The organism is Streptomyces sp. NPDC024632 (genome assembly GCF_055559175.1).
The window spans coordinates 205649-221459 of sequence record NZ_JBVHLD010000009.1 but is presented as its reverse complement, the minus strand read 5'-3'; the positions used below and the strand labels follow the sequence as shown (position 1 = coordinate 221459).

The following is a 15811-nucleotide window of genomic DNA, read 5'->3' as shown; positions in this document are numbered from 1 at the left end:
GGAGGAGCGGAAGGCGAACCGGGCGTCTCACGAGGGCAGTTCGAGCCCCAAGTTCTCGCGCAGCGTCCTCCCGGCGTAGTCCTCGGCGACGACCTTCCGCTTGCGCAGTTCGTGCAGCAGGCCGTTGACGACGAAGTCGTGCTCGCGCGGGTCGGCGAGGCCGCCGAGCGTGATGACGTCCAGCACTCCGGCCCGGAAGCGCTCCTCGACCGCGTCGGCCAGTTGCTCCGGCGTGCCCGCGGCGGCCCAGTGGCCGGTGTCCTGCGCGGCGACGATCAACTCCCGCAGCGTGTAGCCCTGTCGGGCGTATCCGACGAAGATGTCGACCCGGCCGCGCCGCCGGTTCACCGACGTGACGTCCGGCAGCAGGCTGTCCGGCAGCTTCGCGTCCAGGGGCAGTTCCGAGAGGTCGACGCCGCCGCCGAGCATGTCGGCCACCTGCGCCCGGCCGCGCTCGAAGTCGATCGACTCGCGCCGCTCGCGCACCAGTCGGCGCGCTTCCTCCTCCGTCGCGCCGTAGGTGGCGTGGAAGGAGCTGAAGATCAGCGGCAGTCCGCCGGGGCGGCCGAACTCCGCCGCCTGGGCGCGGATGCGGCGGGTGAAGTCCAGCGCGACGTCCAGCGTGGGCAGCGAGGTGAACACCACCTCGGCGTACCGCGCGCCCAGTGCCCGGCCCGCTTCGGACTGCCCGGCCTGGAACTGCACCGGGCGGCGCTGCGGCAGCGGCGGGATGTTCAGCGGACCGGCCACCGAGAAGTACGGGCCGCGGTGGTCGACGGGCCGGACCTTGGCGGGGTCCAGCACCGCCGCGCCGTCCGGTCCGCGGGTCAGCGCGCCCGGTTTCCAGCTGTCCCAGAGCGCGTTGACGACCTCGAGCGTCTCCGCGGCGCGCGCGTAACGCTCCTCGGGGCTGGGCAGCGCGCCGGGGCCGAAGTTCTCCTCGCCGAGCGAGGAGGTCACCAGATTCCACGCGGCCCGCCCGTTGCTGACGTGGTCGAGCGTGCCGAACAGGCGCGCCAGGTTGTACGGGTGGTGGAAGGTGCTCGACACGGTCGCGATCAGGCCGATCCGCGACGTGACCTGGCTCAGGGCCGACACGAACACCAGCGGCTCCTGCGAGCCGATCGCGCCCTGCGCGCCGAAGCTCAGCAGGTCGGCGGTGAACAGCGCGTCGATCCGCGCCGCCTCGGCGAGCGCCGCGACCCGCACGGCGGTGTCCAGGGTGGACCGCTCCGGATCGACGGCCAGGTCGTACGTCTCCGACACACCGCCGGCCCCGGTCACGGTCTTCAGCGTCCTCGGAGGCTGCGCGCTCACAGGTCGTCCCTTCTCACCGGCGGCGACGGCACCGGTGCGTCATGTGGCTGAGGATCGGGGTCTTCTCCGGCGCGGGCCGACGGGCAGCGCGGGTGCCCGCCCCTGTGCGCGGACGTGCTGCCGCGAGGTGCGGAGGCGCGCGAAAACGCGCGGCGGTACCCGGAGAAGAGGGGGAGAAAGCCGTCGTGGACGGCGGATCGTCAGCGACAGAGCGTGGTGTGGATCCGGCACAGATCGACGTGCCGACGCTTCGTCCGGCCGGGCCGCAGAAGGGCGGCCCCGACCGATACGGCGCGCGATCCCTTCACGACGACTCCGATCGGCCCGGCCGTGAAAGCCGGGCACAGCGACGCGGCCGGGAGAACGCTTGGGCCGCGTGATGCGGGTTGACGGTGCGGAATGAACGTACGTGCCAGGTGGCGGGCCTTGTCAAGACCCCCCCCCGGGCGGCGGCGGGCGGTCGTCACCGCCGAGAACGCCGTGGGGCCCGCCGAAAAGTCGCTTCGACGGGCCCGTGCCGCGCGGCGCGCGGAGTGCTCCGCGCGGCGCGCTCCGGTTCGGGTGCCGCCCGGCGGTGACTCTCCGGGCGGTCCCGGGCTTTACACAGCCGGTGCCTGTTTTTACAGCCGGTCCCGGGCTCTACAGCCGGTGCCAGGTTTTACAGGCGGTCCCAGGCTCTACGAGCGGTCCTGGCCTCTACAGGGCGACGATTCCCTCGCCGCCGACGGCGTCCGGGACGATGACGGTGCCGACCTTGTGGAGCGAGCCGTCCCGCTCGACGCGGAAGGCGTCGACACCGCCCGTACCGCCGGTCTGGACGTACAGGAAGTGCTCGTCGGGGGTGACGGCGGAGTCCGTGGAACCCGCGCCGGTCGCGGTGGTGCCGAGCGGTTGGAGCGTCGCCCGGCGGGTCTGCCGGAAGCCGGAGACCGCGTTGCTGCCGGCGTTGGAGGCGTAGAAGCGGTCCCCGGCGCGGGAGATCCAGCAGGTGGCCTGCTCGCCGGTGAGCGCCTTGTCGAGCCGGACGACGTGGCCGTCCTCGCGGACCGCGAAGGTCAGCACGGCGTTGGTCCCCGCGTCGGTGACGACCAGGCGGCCACGGCTGTCGAAGGTGAAGCCGAAGGGGACCGCCCCGTTCTCCACGTTCACGACGGGACGGGCGGACGGGGCGCCGGACGGGCTCACGCGGAAGACGTCGACGCTGCTGCCGCCGGCCTTCGTGGTGACGATCAGTCGGGACCCGTCGGGGGTGAAGGACACCTGGCCGGGGGTGTGGGTGAACTCCGGCGCCGTCGTGGTGTCGAGGCGGAGCTCCCGCCTCCACCCGCCGACGCGCTCCAGCCTCTTGCCCCCGGCGATCCGGTAGCCCTGGACGGAGCCGCCGTCGCGGGCGTTGAGGACGTAGACCCGGTCGTTGTGGACGGTGAGGCTGACGGGGAAACGTCCGCCGGAGGTGATGACCTGCTCGCGGTGGAGCCTCTCGCCGTCGACCGAGAAGACGGTGACGGTGTCGCTGCCCGCGTTGACGGCGAAGAGGAGGTGGTGCGCGCAGTCGTGGACGAGCGAGCCCTGCGAGGCGAGGTGGTCGACCACCGAGCCGTCGAGGACACCGCCCTTGCCGCCGGTGGCGAAGGTGCCGCGTCGGCTGAGGGAGCCGTCGGGGGCGCGGTGGTAGGCGACGATCTCGTTGTGGGCGGTGTTGTCCGTCTGGACGAACACCGGACCCTCGGAACCGCTGGGATACGGGGCGGGCGACGCCGCCGCCGACGCGGACGGGAGGGCGAACACCGCCATGGAGCCCGCCACTGCTGCGGCGGTCCAGGCGGCGTGAGTGAGCGAGAGAATGCGCTTCATCGTTCCCCTTCGGGAGCTGGGTCGGCGAGATGGCCCCCTGCCCACGGCCTGGGCAGATGCGGTCCGCCGCCAGGATCGGGCCGGCGGCGGACACGAACCGTGACCGACGGGGCCAGGTTCGGCCGTTGTGGTGAGCGGCCCAGTCGAACGGCCCCAGGCCCGTAAAAGTCCAGGTGGACGGGGTGGGGCGGGGCCGCCCCCGAGCCCCGGGCGGGGCCGTCCGTGAGCGCCGGGCGGGGCCTGTCACACGGGGGCGGCGGCGGTGGCGGAGGTGTTAGCTTCCTTCGCGTGGCGGAACACCAGGACGGGACCAGGGCGGCCTACGACGGGGTCGTCGAGCTGTACGCGTCGTTGTTCGCCGACCGGCTGGAGACGCAGCCGTTCGCTCGGGGCATGCTCGGCACCTTCGCCGAGTTGGTGCGCGGGACGGGGAACGTGCGGACGGCCGACCTCGGGTGCGGGCCGGGGCACATGACGGCCATGCTGCACGACCTGGGGCTGGACGCCTTCGGGCTCGACCTCTCGCCCGGCATGGTCGGCCACGCCCGGCGCGCTCATCCGGCGCTGCGGTTCGACGAGGCGCGGATGGAGGCGCTGCCGGTCGAGGACGGGGCACTGGGCGGCGTGCTGGCGCACTACTCGATGATCCACACCCCGCCGGAGGAAGTGCCCGCGCTCCTCGCGGAACAGGTACGCGTCCTGGCCCCGGGCGGCCTGCTCATGGCCTCCTTCTTCGCCACCGAAGGGCCGGAGCCGGTCCGCTTCGACCACAAGGTCACGCCCGCCTACAGCTGGCCGGTGGACCGCTTCGCCGAACTCCTCGCCGGGGCGGGGCTGTTCAACCTCGCCCGGCTGGTCCACGACCCGTCCTCCGAACGGGGCTTCCTCGACGCCCACTTGCTGGGCCGCCGCCTCTAACGGCTGTTTCCGGCAGGGGCGGTTGCCCCGGCGGAGGCGGCGCGGTGGGAGGCCCGCGCCGACTTCGCCGGGTCAGCGGGGAGGTGCCGAGTCCAGGATCCGCAGGGCGAACGGCGCGATGGGGGCCATACGGCGGCGGCGGAGGTCGAGGGTGGGGGCGGGGGCGGACAGGCCGTGGGCGGCGAGGAGGGTCATCAGGGGCCAGATGAGGTCGGGGCGGCCGGTGAGGGGGAGTTCGGCCGAGTCGGGGGTGATGACCTTGGCGGGGGTGACGCCCGCGAGGAGGTTGGTGCGGGGCCAGTCGACGACGTAGGACGTGCCGCGCGGGGCGACGCACAGGACGACGTCCCGGGTGCGGTGGAGGACGGCGAGGTAGTTCATCGGGAGGGTCAGGCGGCGGGCGGCGTCGAACGGCGGTGTGCCGTCCTCCGGTTGGACGCGGACGACGGTGTCGAGGACCGGGCCGTGGTCCTGGAAGGTGGTCGTGCCGCGCAGTTCGACGAAGCGGGCGCGGATCAGGTGGCCGCCACGGCGGGACCAGCGGCGGCCCGAGGAGCCGAACTCGCCCGTGGCGCCGGGCAGTTCGTCCACAATCCAGCGGAACTCCTCCCCCGGTTCCGTGACCGGTGCGCGGTCCTCGGGGTGGGCGCGGATTCGCTCGGCCAGGGCGGTGTAGCGACCGCCCGTGTGCGGGTCCAGTCGCCGGAGGTCGATGGTGTCGCCGGTCATCACGACTCCTCCGGCCGCCCGTGAGATCCGCATCTGCTCCAGCAGGCGGCCGGGGCGCCGGGTGACGTCGGTGCGATGGCCGTCGAGGTCGAGCAGCCGACTGGTCCTCGTCCCCGCGAGCAGCAGGCTGCGCGGCCATTGGGCGGTGATCTCACCGGGGGTGGCCGGGGCGGCGTCCGAGGCTGTGCCGGGGACGGCGTCCGAGGAGCCGGGAGGCCCGGCGGCAGGCCCGGCGGCAGGTCCGGCGGAAGGCCCGGTGGCAGGGGCCGGGTGGACGAGGACGACCAGGCGCCCGGCCGTCACGGCGGACAGGCACATGGACGGCACCCGCCACTCCCGCGTGACCTCGAACGGGTCGGCGCCCTCGACGCCGTGCACCCGCAGCCTCAGCCGGATCAGCGGCGTGAACTCGTCGGGCGTGTAGTTGCCGAAGTGCTTCGTGAAGGTGGCCTCGCCGTCGGGGCTGTAGCGCACCAATGACGCCTCCAGGACGTCGGCCCGCGCCAGCCACGCCCGCGCCGGGCCCTTGGGGGACTCCGGCGTCAGCATCACGAGAGTGTCGTCGTCGTAGCGGACACTCGCGTCCTTCGCCCGGTCCCGGCGCGTGATCCGGGGGAACCCCTGCCGCGTGGACGTGTAGGCCGCGACGGGAATCGTGACCGTGCCGGCCAGGCCGACGCCGAGGCAGACCAGCGCGGCGCCCCGGTCGGTCCCGCTGTGCCATATCTGGAGCCCCATCAGCAGGAAGAACGGGCCCGCGATGCAGCAGATCGCGGTGAAGAGGAGATTGCCGATGAACGCACCGGCGTAGCTCCGCATGTGACCCTCCCCGGAGAGTTTCCTACGCGGACGCGGACGCGGATGCTGGCGCGGACGCGGACGTCGGCGGGCGCATCGGCGTCGGGACCGGGACCCGCGCCGGAGTACGGGCGGCCCTCACGGCGTGACCCCGTCCCCGGCGTACAGGTAGCCGCCGGGCCGGGCGGGGTCCGCCACCAGCAGCACCTGGTCCCCGGCGCGCGGAATCCGCAGCTTGGAGACGATGGTCTGGAGCGCGATCCGGTCGGCGGTCCCGTTCGGCTGGAGGACCAGGTCGACCACCGGGTCGAAGTTGACGAGCCTGCCGGTGTCGGTGATCGACACGACCACGGCGGGGGTGGTCGGCGCCCCGGCCGCGAGCAACTGCTGTACGTCGAGGCCGGAGTTGTACGCCCCGATGGACTGCTGGACCCGGCTGAAGTCCTCCTCGCCGAGGAACGCGCGGGTGGTACGGCCGTAGAAGCCCTTGCCGCTGGCCACCTTGCCGGCGATCTCGGCCGCCCGCTCCTCGCGGCTCTGGCGGCGCTTCCTGAAGATTCCCATGACGGCTGCTCCTTCTGGTGATGCCCGGTCCCGTGCCGCCCGGCGCACGCCCTGTGCACGGCCTGTGCACGCCCGACGCGCACCCGGTGCGGTACGGAGACGGGGGTCGACGGGCTGACGACAGGGACGCTAGGGGGCCGGGAACACCTACCGATCCCAGGTTCGCCAGCCCGATTCCGTACGACGTACGCTCCTCACATGCCGCCTGCCAGCCAGCCGACCGGCGCCCCGGCCCGAGCGCGCGCCATGGTCATCGACCGGGCGTGGCGTGCCCTCGGGCCCGGGCTGGAATCGCTGAGCGGCCCCGGCGGGGCGCCGTTGACCAGGACGGTCAAGCTGATCGTGCTGCCGCTGATCGTCCGGCCGGCGCTGCACCCCGAATTCGCGGCGGACTTCCTCGTGCCGGAGCAGGCCGCGCGGCTGGAGGCGCTGATCCGGGAGTCCGGCGGGCGGCTGGAGGCGACGGCGCGGTGGTTCACGCTGCTCAAGAGGACCCGCAGAGCGCTGGGCGTCGTGGCCGGCAACCCCCAGGACCTGTACTTCCAGCGCTGCTTCGAACTGGCCACGGAACACGGGCCGCCCGCGGCCGCTGCGGACACGGTGGCCAGGGATGTCGTGGAGGACGTGGCCGACACGGCCGGCGGACGCACGGTGGAGGCGCTGAAGGAGCACCTGGCGGACGGCGTCCGACGCGCGCGGCTCGAAAGGGAGTTGGCCGCCCGCTGGAAGAGCCGTCAACCGGCCCCCGCCGCCGACGCGTTCGCGGCGGCCGTCGCGGCGGCCGAGGTGCTGGAGTCCTGCGGCATCGGCAACGGCAGCAGCAACGCCCCTGACCGGTCGCGGATTTCGGCGCGGTACGCGGCCATGGTCGAGGCGGGCCACGGCGCGTCCTTCGGCCGGGCGCTGTGGGCGGCGGACGCGGGCGGCGGGGTGTGGGGCCGGGCCGATCTGCCGCCTCATCTCGGGCTCACCGCACGGCAGTCGCCGCCGTGTCCCGAGGTCGGACGGAGCGCTTCGACGGCCACGCTTCCCGCGCCGCTGGACCGTACGCTCTTCGAACGGCTCTTCGTCGTCCTCCAGTCGTCGGCCCGGCGCGACGAACTGCCCGCTGTGCCGGACCTCGTGGACCGGGAGGTCGGCCGCGGTTGCGCCCCGCTCGGTCTGTACGACGAGAGCCTGCGGGTCGCCGCGGTCCTCGGCGCGCGGCTCGCCGTCGGCCTCGACCCGCTGGGCAGCGGCGAATCCGCGCTGGGGCGGACGGCCGCGCACCGGGCCGTCAACAGCCGCTGGCGGCGCGAGGCTTCGGTCCTGCGCGCCCGCAGGATGACGGTTTCCCCTCGGCCCGACCCGGACGGCGGGGTCCTGGACGCCCTCGCGCACGACCTCCGCGCGCCGTGGGCCGCGTACATGCGGCGGCTGTGGGTGCGGCTGCACGGCCGGGACGTCCACGGGGCGCCGCTGGCGGACGCCGGGGCGGCCTGGGCGGTGCTCGACGGGGTCGCGCGCTCGGTGATGATGGACCACCGCGCGAGGGTCAGGTCGGCGCTGCGGAGCCTGTCGGCGGGCGCCGCCGCGGAAGCGGCCGAGCCGAGGAGCGCGTGATGGCGGCAGGCGCGGACCTCTACGTCACGCGGGGCGAGGACGGGGTGGTACGGATCACCGCCGGTCCCGGCCCTTCCCCCGGCTCCCCTGCCGGCAACGGCGGCGACCCGCTCGGCCCGGACCTCAGCCCCAGCCCTGGCCCCAGCCCTGGCCCCGGCTCCGGCCCCGGCCCCGGCTTCACCGAAGCCGTCCTCGACGTCGCGGGCGCGGTCCTGGTCTGGCCCGTCCTCGGGGACCCGGTCCTGCCGGTGGCCGAGGTGCACGACGTGGAGCGTGCGCAGCAGTGGCTGTGGGCGGTGTACGGCGAGCGCGCCGCCGCTGCCGTGCGGTCCTGCGCGGGCGGACAGGGGGCCGGAGACACGACAGGAGAGGCGGCCGGGGACGCGGTCGCGGGCCCGGCACCAGCGCGGGTGACCGGCGACGGAACCGCTCTGGCGGACGCCGCCGCCCGCCTCGCCTTCGGGCACTGGGCCTCCCGGTGGTGGCCGGCGTCGTACGCGGACGGGATTCCGGCGCTCGAACCGGACGTTCTCGGGCTGGAGTTGGCCGCGCTCACCCACCGGTGCCAGGAGCTGTTCGACGACCGCGGGGACCAGCCGGACGACTGCGTGGCGGAACTGATCGAGGACCATCAGGCCGCTCTCGACCCGCTCGTGCGGTGGTGGCGCGCGGAGCCGCGGTCCGGGCACACCGCGCGTCACCTGGAGAGCGTGCTGCGGCTGATCGACGGCGCGGCCGACGCCGCCGGTCTCGACGGACCGGAGCTGCGCCGCCTCCGCGCGGAGCTGGATGCGGACCAGGACCAGGACCAGGTTGCGGACCAGGTTGCGGACCTGGACGCGGACCGTACGGCACCCGCGCCCCTCACCCCCGGCGCGCTCTTCGCCTCCCGCCTCGGCTACACCCTCGCGGCGGGCGAACCCCTCGCCGTCGGCGGCCGGGTGATCGCCCGGGGCACCGGGACCAACGACTGGCGCCGCTACCCGCCCGGGTTCGTGGACGCCGCCGAGTCGGCGGTGTCCTGGACGGCGCGCGCGCTCGGCGGGCGGCGCCGGATCGAGGTCGAGGTCGTCGCGCACATCGCGGCGCCCGTCGGCGGCGCGCCCCTCGTCGCGGAGGTACGGGTCAACGGCGGCCTCCCGGTCCGCGCGCCCCTCACCCGGCGGGACGACGTGTGGACCGGCCGCGCGGATCTGGAACCGGGCCTGTCCGCAGGGGAGTTGACGCCGCGCTTCGAGGTCGCCGTACTGCTGCCGGGCTTCGACCCCGGTCCGGGCCCGGAAGGCCACGCCGACCGTGAGGCGGTCCGCGCGCTGGTCCGGGACCGCCTCGTGAGCGCGGCGGCCCGACCGGCCGAGGGCACGGCGCCGTACGACGCGTCGGCCCGCGCCACGCACTCGGCCCCCTTCCTCGCCGAGATCGTCGCCGCCACCACCACGGGTGAGGACTACTGACGCATGACGACAGGTGACGAGGGGAGCGCCGGGCCGGACGCGGAGGTGATACAGCTCTACGGGGAGCCGTTCGACTCCGGCTTCGCCCTGGCGCAGGAGCACCAACTGGCCGCGGATCACGGGGCCGCGTCCGCCGTGTACGAGCAACTGCTCGCGCTGGCCGAGTCCGTCGAGGACTCGCCCGACGTGCGGTTCCTCCGGGCGCATCTGCTCTCCGACCTCGCGAGCGTCCGGCTCACCGCCACCGACCTGACCGGTGCGCAGGACGCCGTCGATCGGTCCCGCCGCCTCCTGGACGGCATCGCGTCCGAGCCGATGGGACCGCGCGGCCGTCAACTGTGGCTGGAGGTGCTGCTGAAGACGCTGCTCTGCGGGGCCGACCTGCTGCGCAGGTCCGGGCGCCTGGACGAGGCGCTGGCGTCTCTGGACGAAGCGGCGCTCCGGCTGCCCGAATTCGAGGACGTCGAGGGGCTGCGCGCGTCCGAACTCGGCCTGAACCGAGTCCACTTGCTGATGGAGCGCGGCGAGTGGGGAAGAGCCGAGGAGCACGCCTCGGCCCTGCTGTCCACGATGCCGGAGACCGTGGCGGAGACCGCTAAGGAGGCCGCGAAGGAAGCCGGGGCGGAACCCGGAGCGGAGGCCGCGACCGAACCCGGAACGGAGAGCGCGACGGAACCCGGAGCGCAGGCCGCCGCACGTCCCGTACTGGAAACCGTGCCCCGCCTCCTGACCGCCCTCGGTCTGATCTGCTCCTCGACCGGGCGGTACGACCTGGCCGAGGACTACTTCACCCGCGCGGAGGACGATTTCCGCGCGCTGGGGGACGTCGGCGAGCAGCGGACGCTGGTCGTCCACCGCGCGTACACCGCGATGCACCGGGGCGAACCGGACCTCGCGGAACGGCTGTTCGCCGAGGCGGCGGCGGTCTTCGCCCAACAGGAGCGCTTCGGTGACCTGGCGGTCTGCGAACAGGCCCGCGGGTACCTCGCCGGTCTGCGGGGCGACGCCACCCGCGCCGCCGGCCTGCTGGAGTCGAGCCTGGCCCGCTTCGAACGCCTCGGTGCCGTCATCGCCGCCGCCGACACCATGCTGCTGGTCGCCCAACAGGCGTACGACCGGGGCGACATCACCGAGATGAAGCGGCTGGCCCAGCAGGCCCGCGACGCGTACCAGGCGCGGGAGGTGTACGAGCGGTGCGCGCAGGTCGACCTCCTGCTCGCGAAGACCCTGGAGCACAATCTGAACGTCACGGACCACGGCGCCCGCGAGCCGGAGTCCGTCGGCACCGCGCTCTCCCTCGCGCTTCCCGCCGCACTCGCCCTGGAGGCCGCGCGCTACGACTTCGCCACCGCCCACGCCCGCAGCCAGTGGCTCCAACTCGCCGACGACGCCATGGCGTTGGCCTTCCGGCTCGCCGTACGACGCCAGGACCAGGGGCTCCTGTTCGAGCTGGTGGAGCACCGCTGCGCGGGCGCCTCCCTGGCCCTGGACCGTACGACGGCGTCGGCCACGCGCACCGGGGCCGCCGGGCCCGCCGTCTTCCCCGGCGCGGCCGTGAAGGTCTACGGGCCCGGCGGGCGCGACGGCTCCGCGCCCACGCTCGGCGGTGTGGCGGCGGACGCCGCCGCCTCCGCGGGACTGCGCGTCGCGCCGCCGCCGAAGGTGCGGATGTCGGCGGAGTCAGGCCGCGTCGCGCTCCAGGAGTACGTCGCCGCAGCCGAGTTCCGCTATCAGCGGCGGATCGTGGACGAGGAGGAGGTGCCGTTCTGGGTCACCGACGACCTCACGGCCCGCCCGGTGGTCCAGATCCGGCTGGCCGACGCCGACGACCTGTTCATGGCCTGGACGTGGGCCGGCGGAGTGCGCGGTTTCGGCACGGGCCACGGGCCCGCCGACGAAGTCGACCGCGCGGTGGGCGCGTTGGCCGCCGCGCTGCCGGGGGCGGGCGACGGGGCGGAGGGAATGCGGCGCGCCTTCGCCACGGGCGCGCTGACCGACCGCGAGGCCGAGCACCGGCTCGCGCGGGAGCTGGCCCGGGCGCTGTGGCCCGAGGGGCTGACGGAGCAGATCCGGCAGGTCGCGGCGCGGGCGGGCCGTCCGCTGATCCGTATCCAGCCGTCGCCGAGGGTGGCGCAGGTCCCCTGGGAACTGCTGGCCGTCGACGACACCGGCGACGTACGGCTCATCGAGCTGGCGGACGTCGTGACGACCGCACCGGCGTCGTTGCGGCGGACGCGGGTCACCGGCGCGGGCGCCGACGCTCGGGACGACGACGCTCGGGACGCCGACGCCCCCGTCGCCGTGCCCCACGGCGAAACCGGCGCCGTCGTCCTCGTCCTCGACCCCCGCGTGCCCGGCTTCCGGGCCGACTCCCCGCTCGGCTCGGTCCTCGGACCGCCCGGCTCCGACCCGGAGTTGCTGTCCCTCGTCCGGCGCCGCCTCGACGCGGGCGCGGTCGTACCGTCCGTGGCCGCGCCCGCCGAGGCGTTCCGCCGTACCGACCTCGACCGGGACTGGCTGAGCGGGGCGCTGCGGAAGCGGCCACGGCGGCTGATGTACGTCGGGCACGTGAGCGGCGCGCCGGTCGAGGGCGGGCAGAGCGAGGACGGCACCCTGCATCTGTGCTGCGGGCCCGGCACCGACGGCCTCGCCGAGCCGGTCCGCACCCACCGGCCGCTGTCCGCCAAGGACCTGCTGCTCGGCACGCTCCCCCTGCGCGCGGACGGCGAGCCGGGCGCCCGCATCTGGCCCGCGCCGCCGCGCGTCGCCCTCATCGGCTGCGAGAGCGGCGGCGACCTGCGCTTCGCCGAGTCGTTCGGGCTGGCGACCGCGATGCTCCACAACGGCGCGGAGCTGGTCACCGCCGCGCGCTGGCCGCTCCCGACCAGCTTCGCCTTCCACCGCCTCGGCGGCCTGCCGGAGGCCGTACGTCCCCTGACCGACGCGGTCCTCGCCGTGGACGCCGCCCACGAAGACCCGGACCCCGTACGCCACTTCACCGGCTGGCAGCGCGAACGGCTCAGCCGCTGGCGTGCCACCGGCCGCGTCGAGCACTCGCCCCTGCTGTGGGCCGCCATGACCTCCATCGTCGTCTGACCGCCGCTGCGGCCCGGCGCGGGCCGCGGCCGTAGCGCTTACCGGCGCGTGGCGCCGGGCGGCCCGAGGAGACTGCCCATGCCCGCCACGACGGACGGCGCGACCTTGTAGTACACCCAGGTCCCGCGCCGCTCGGAGGTGAGCAGTCCGGCCTCGCGGAGCTTCTTGAGGTGGTGGGAGACCGTGGGCTGGGAGACGCCGACGTCGGAGATGTCGCACACGCACGCCTCGCCGCCGTCGTGCGAGGCGATGAGCGAGAAGAGCCGCAGCCGTACGGGGTCGCCGAGCGCCTTGAACATCGCCGCGGTCCGCTCGGCCTCCTCGGCCGTCAGGGCGCGCTCGCTCAGCGGCGGGCAGCAGGGCGCGGTGTCCGCCGCAGGCGCGGGGAGCGGCTCGGTTTTCGACATGCGTCTATGTTGACACATGTCGAATCAGGGCGGCGGCCAGGACGTCGGGAGCGACGGATTCGACGGACATCTAATTTGACGGTCATCGATTCAGGTGCCACGCTGGCGGCACAGGACATCGACAGATGTCGAATCAGAGAGTCCGGGCGTCCGAGACTCCCGAGCGTCCGAGCGTCCGAGAGTCCGGGACTCCGAGACTCCGAGAGCCAGAGACCTCAGAGGGGAAGCACCGTGAGCGCGTCCACCACCGCCCCGCCCGCCGTCGTGATCGGAGCCGGTCCGACCGGCCTCGCCGCCGCCGCCCACCTGACCGCGCGCGGTCAGGCCGTCCTGGTGCTGGAGACCGGGCCCCGCGCCGCCCACGCCGTACGCGGCTGGGCGCACGTACGGCTCTTCTCCACCTGGGCCGAGCTGACCGACCCCGCCGCCGAGGAGCTGCTCGCCCCCACCGGCTGGACCAGGCCCGACCCGGCGGCGTACCCGACCGGCGGCGACTGGGCCGAGCGCTACCTCCAGCCGCTCGCCGACGTCCTCGGCGACGCCGTCCGCTACGGCGCCACGGTGACCGGCGTGTCCCGCGTCGGCCGGGACCGGATCGTGGACGCCGACCGCGAGCGGCAGCCCTTCACCGTCGACTACGTCCTCGCCGACGGACGTGAGGAGCGCGTCCTCGCCTCCGCCGTCATCGACGCCTCCGGCACCTGGACCCTGCCCTCCCCCGCGGGCGCCAACGGGCTCCCGGCCCTCGGCGAGCGCGCGGCGGCCGACCGTGTCGCCTACCGCGTCCCGGACCTCGACGACCCTTCCGTACGGGCCCGTTACGCCGGGAAACGCACCGCCGTCATCGGCTCCGGCGCCTCCGCCTTCACCGCGCTCGCCACCCTGGCCGACCTGGCCGAGGCCGACGGCGGTACGGGCACGCACGCGGTGTGGGTGCTGCGCCGCGGCCTGTCCGGCTCGACCTTCGGCGGCGGGACCGCCGACCAGCTCCCCGCGCGCGGCGCCCTCGGCCTCGCCGCGAAGGCCGCCGTGGACGACGGGCACGCGGACGCCGTCACCGGCTTCCGCACCGACGCCGTCGAGCGCGCCGCCGACGGCCGCGTCGTCCTGGTCGGCGACGACGGCCGCCGCCTGGACCCGGTCGACGAGGTCGTCGTGCTCACCGGCCTGCGCCCCGACCTGTCGTTCCTGTCCGAACTCCGCCTCGGCCTGGACGAACGCCTCCAGGCACCGGTCGCGCTCGCCCCGCTCATCGACCCCAACCAGCACTCCTGCGGCACGATCTACCCCCACGGGCACCGCGAACTGGCCCACCCCGAGAGCGGCGTCTACCTCGTCGGCATGAAGTCCTACGGCCGCGCGCCCACCTTCCTCGCCATGACCGGCTACGAGCAGGTCCGCTCGGTGGCCGCCGCCGTCGCCGGAGACCTCGAAGCCGCCGACCGCGTCGAACTCACCCTCCCCGACACCGGAGTCTGCGGCGGCGCGGGCCTCTACGACGAAGCCGACATCGACGCCGACGCCGACGCCAACGCCGGTCAGGGCGGCGGCTGTTGCGCCCCGACGCCGCGACTCGTCCAGCTCGGCGCCGGGGCACCGGCGGCAGTGGCGCAGGAGGGCCCGGCGGGCTGCTGCTGAGCGGGCCGCGCCACGGGGGTCCGGGCGCGGGGTCCGGTCGCGGGTCCAGCCACAGGTCCGGTCGCGGGGGTCCGGCCGCGCCATCAAGGAGTGCGGCCGAACGGTCAAGCCGCGGCGGGCCGCGCCCGTGAGACTGGGCGCATGACCTCAGAGAGCTATGCGACCAGTACCGAGCCGGCGGCGGTCCGCGGCACGGACGACCCGTCCGTGGAGGCCGCCGCGGGCGGCGGACCCGGCGCGGCCTCCTGGGCCCCGGTCGCGGCGCTCACGCTGGGGATCGGGGCCCTGGTCGGCAGCGAATTCCTGCCCGCGAGCGTGCTGCCCGCCATGGCGTCGGACGTCGGCGTCAGCGAGGGCACGGCGGGGCTGGCCGTCGCGGCCACGGCGATCGCGGGCGCGCTCACCGCGCCCACCATCGCCGTGCTGCTGCCGCGCACCGACCGCAGGACCGTACTGATCGGCCTGCTCGCCGCCGCCGTGCTGTCCAACGCGGTGGTGGCGGTGACGCCGAACTTCCCGCTGCTGCTCGCGGGCCGCCTGCTGCTGGGCGTGGCCATCGCGGGCTTCTGGTCGTTCGCGCTCGGGGCGGGGACGAGCGCGGCGCCGGGGCGCGACCACGTCGTGTCCACCAGCCTGGCGCTGGGCGTGAGCGCGGCCACCATCGTCGGCGTACCGCTCTCCTCGGTCCTCGGCGACGCGGTGGGCTGGCGGCCGGTGTTCTGGGCCGCCGCGGGCCTGAGCCTGCTGGCGCTGGCCGCCGTGGTGGCGACGCTGCCGCCGGTGCCCGCCCAGCCGGGGGCGGGGCTCGGCATGCTCCGGCAGGCGCTGGCCAACCGGCGGCTGATGGCCGGGGTGGGCTGCATCGTGCTGCTGGCCTTCGGCAACTTCGCCGCCTACCCGTACATCCGGCTCGCGATCGAACGGGTCACCTCGGGTACGACGGTCTGGCTGCTGCTCGGCTGGGGTGTGGGCGGCCTCGCGGGCAACCTCGCCGCCGGAGCGCTCTCCCGCCGTCTCGGGCTCGCCGTCGTCGTCGCGCCCGTCCTGCTCGGCGCGAGCCTGCTCGTGCTGGGCACGACCTCCGGGCTCCCCGTCGCGGTCGTGGCGATCGTCGTCTGGGGCTTCGGCTTCAACATGGTCCCGGTCGCCACCCAGTTGTGGGTCACCCGCGCCGAGCCGAAGCGCGTCGAATCCGCCCTCTCCTTGCAGGTGACCGCGTTCCAGGTGGCCATCACGGCCGGCTCCGCGATCGGCGGCGCCGTGGTCGACAACGGCGGCGTACGCGGCGCCCTCCTGGTCGGAGCCGCCGCCGCACTCGCGGGCAGCATCGGCTTCGGCCTCCTCGCCAGACCCCGGGCCTGAACGACCGGTACGCGACCCGCCGCTACTCCACGGAGCCGCCGCCGCAGGCCGTACCGGCTTCGGCCTCCTCGC

General features: G+C 74.8%; 11 protein-coding genes. 6 read left to right on the top strand and 5 right to left on the bottom strand.

The window, feature by feature from the left end; translation table 11 throughout:
• Nucleotides 1–27: 27 nt before the first annotated feature.
• Complete coding sequence (locus tag ACZ37P_RS20615) at nucleotides 28–1317, bottom strand: NtaA/DmoA family FMN-dependent monooxygenase (protein WP_401717380.1); 1290 nt, start codon at nucleotides 1315–1317, stop codon at nucleotides 28–30.
• 696 nt (nucleotides 1318–2013) lie between these two features.
• The gene (locus ACZ37P_RS20610; RefSeq protein ID WP_467347907.1) at nucleotides 2014–3171 is read right to left on the bottom strand and encodes a lactonase family protein; all 1158 of its coding nucleotides are present in this window, start codon (nucleotides 3169–3171) and stop codon (nucleotides 2014–2016) included.
• Nucleotides 3172–3459: 288 nt separating this feature from the next.
• Here ACZ37P_RS20610 and ACZ37P_RS20605 point away from each other — a divergent pair, with 288 nt between their 5' ends.
• Entirely contained in the window at nucleotides 3460–4089 is a 630-nt protein-coding gene (locus ACZ37P_RS20605) for a class I SAM-dependent methyltransferase (protein ID WP_467347905.1), read from the top strand.
• A gap of 72 nt (nucleotides 4090–4161) precedes the next feature.
• On the opposite strand, the gene ACZ37P_RS20600 is transcribed toward ACZ37P_RS20605, so the two are convergent.
• Both ACZ37P_RS20600 and ACZ37P_RS20595 read right to left on the bottom strand, forming a co-directional pair.
• A complete protein-coding gene (locus ACZ37P_RS20600) occupies nucleotides 4162–5637 on the bottom strand; it encodes a hypothetical protein (RefSeq protein WP_467347903.1) in 1476 nt (491 codons plus the stop codon).
• Between the two features lie 117 nt (nucleotides 5638–5754).
• On the bottom strand, nucleotides 5755–6180 hold the full coding sequence (locus tag ACZ37P_RS20595; RefSeq protein ID WP_355340088.1) for a hypothetical protein: 426 nt from the start codon (nucleotides 6178–6180) through the stop codon (nucleotides 5755–5757).
• A 198-nt stretch (nucleotides 6181–6378) separates the two neighbouring features.
• Here ACZ37P_RS20595 and ACZ37P_RS20590 point away from each other — a divergent pair, with 198 nt between their 5' ends.
• From ACZ37P_RS20590 to ACZ37P_RS20580, 3 genes are read left to right on the top strand one after another with little or no spacing between them, the layout of a single operon-like run.
• Complete coding sequence (locus tag ACZ37P_RS20590; RefSeq protein WP_467347901.1) at nucleotides 6379–7782, top strand: hypothetical protein; 1404 nt, start codon at nucleotides 6379–6381, stop codon at nucleotides 7780–7782.
• Entirely contained in the window at nucleotides 7782–9236 is a 1455-nt protein-coding gene (locus ACZ37P_RS20585; RefSeq protein WP_467347899.1) for a hypothetical protein, read from the top strand. Before ACZ37P_RS20590 ends, ACZ37P_RS20585 begins: the two co-directional genes overlap by 1 nt.
• Nucleotides 9237–9239: 3 nt before the next feature.
• Nucleotides 9240–12332 (top strand): ATP-binding protein, encoded by a 3093-nt coding sequence (locus ACZ37P_RS20580; protein ID WP_467347897.1) that lies wholly within the window; start codon nucleotides 9240–9242, stop codon nucleotides 12330–12332.
• Nucleotides 12333–12370: 38 nt separating this feature from the next.
• On the opposite strand, the gene ACZ37P_RS20575 is transcribed toward ACZ37P_RS20580, so the two are convergent.
• A complete protein-coding gene (locus ACZ37P_RS20575; RefSeq protein WP_355340076.1) occupies nucleotides 12371–12739 on the bottom strand; it encodes an ArsR/SmtB family transcription factor in 369 nt (122 codons plus the stop codon).
• Between the two features lie 231 nt (nucleotides 12740–12970).
• Between ACZ37P_RS20575 and ACZ37P_RS20570 the strand changes: the two genes are divergently transcribed.
• Together ACZ37P_RS20570 and ACZ37P_RS20565 are read left to right on the top strand one after the other, a co-directional pair.
• A complete protein-coding gene (locus ACZ37P_RS20570; protein ID WP_467347894.1) occupies nucleotides 12971–14377 on the top strand; it encodes an NAD(P)-binding domain-containing protein in 1407 nt (468 codons plus the stop codon).
• A 141-nt stretch (nucleotides 14378–14518) separates the two neighbouring features.
• Nucleotides 14519–15739, top strand: coding sequence for an MFS transporter (locus ACZ37P_RS20565; protein WP_355340070.1), 1221 nt, complete (start codon nucleotides 14519–14521; stop codon nucleotides 15737–15739).
• Nucleotides 15740–15811: the final 72 nt, after the last annotated feature.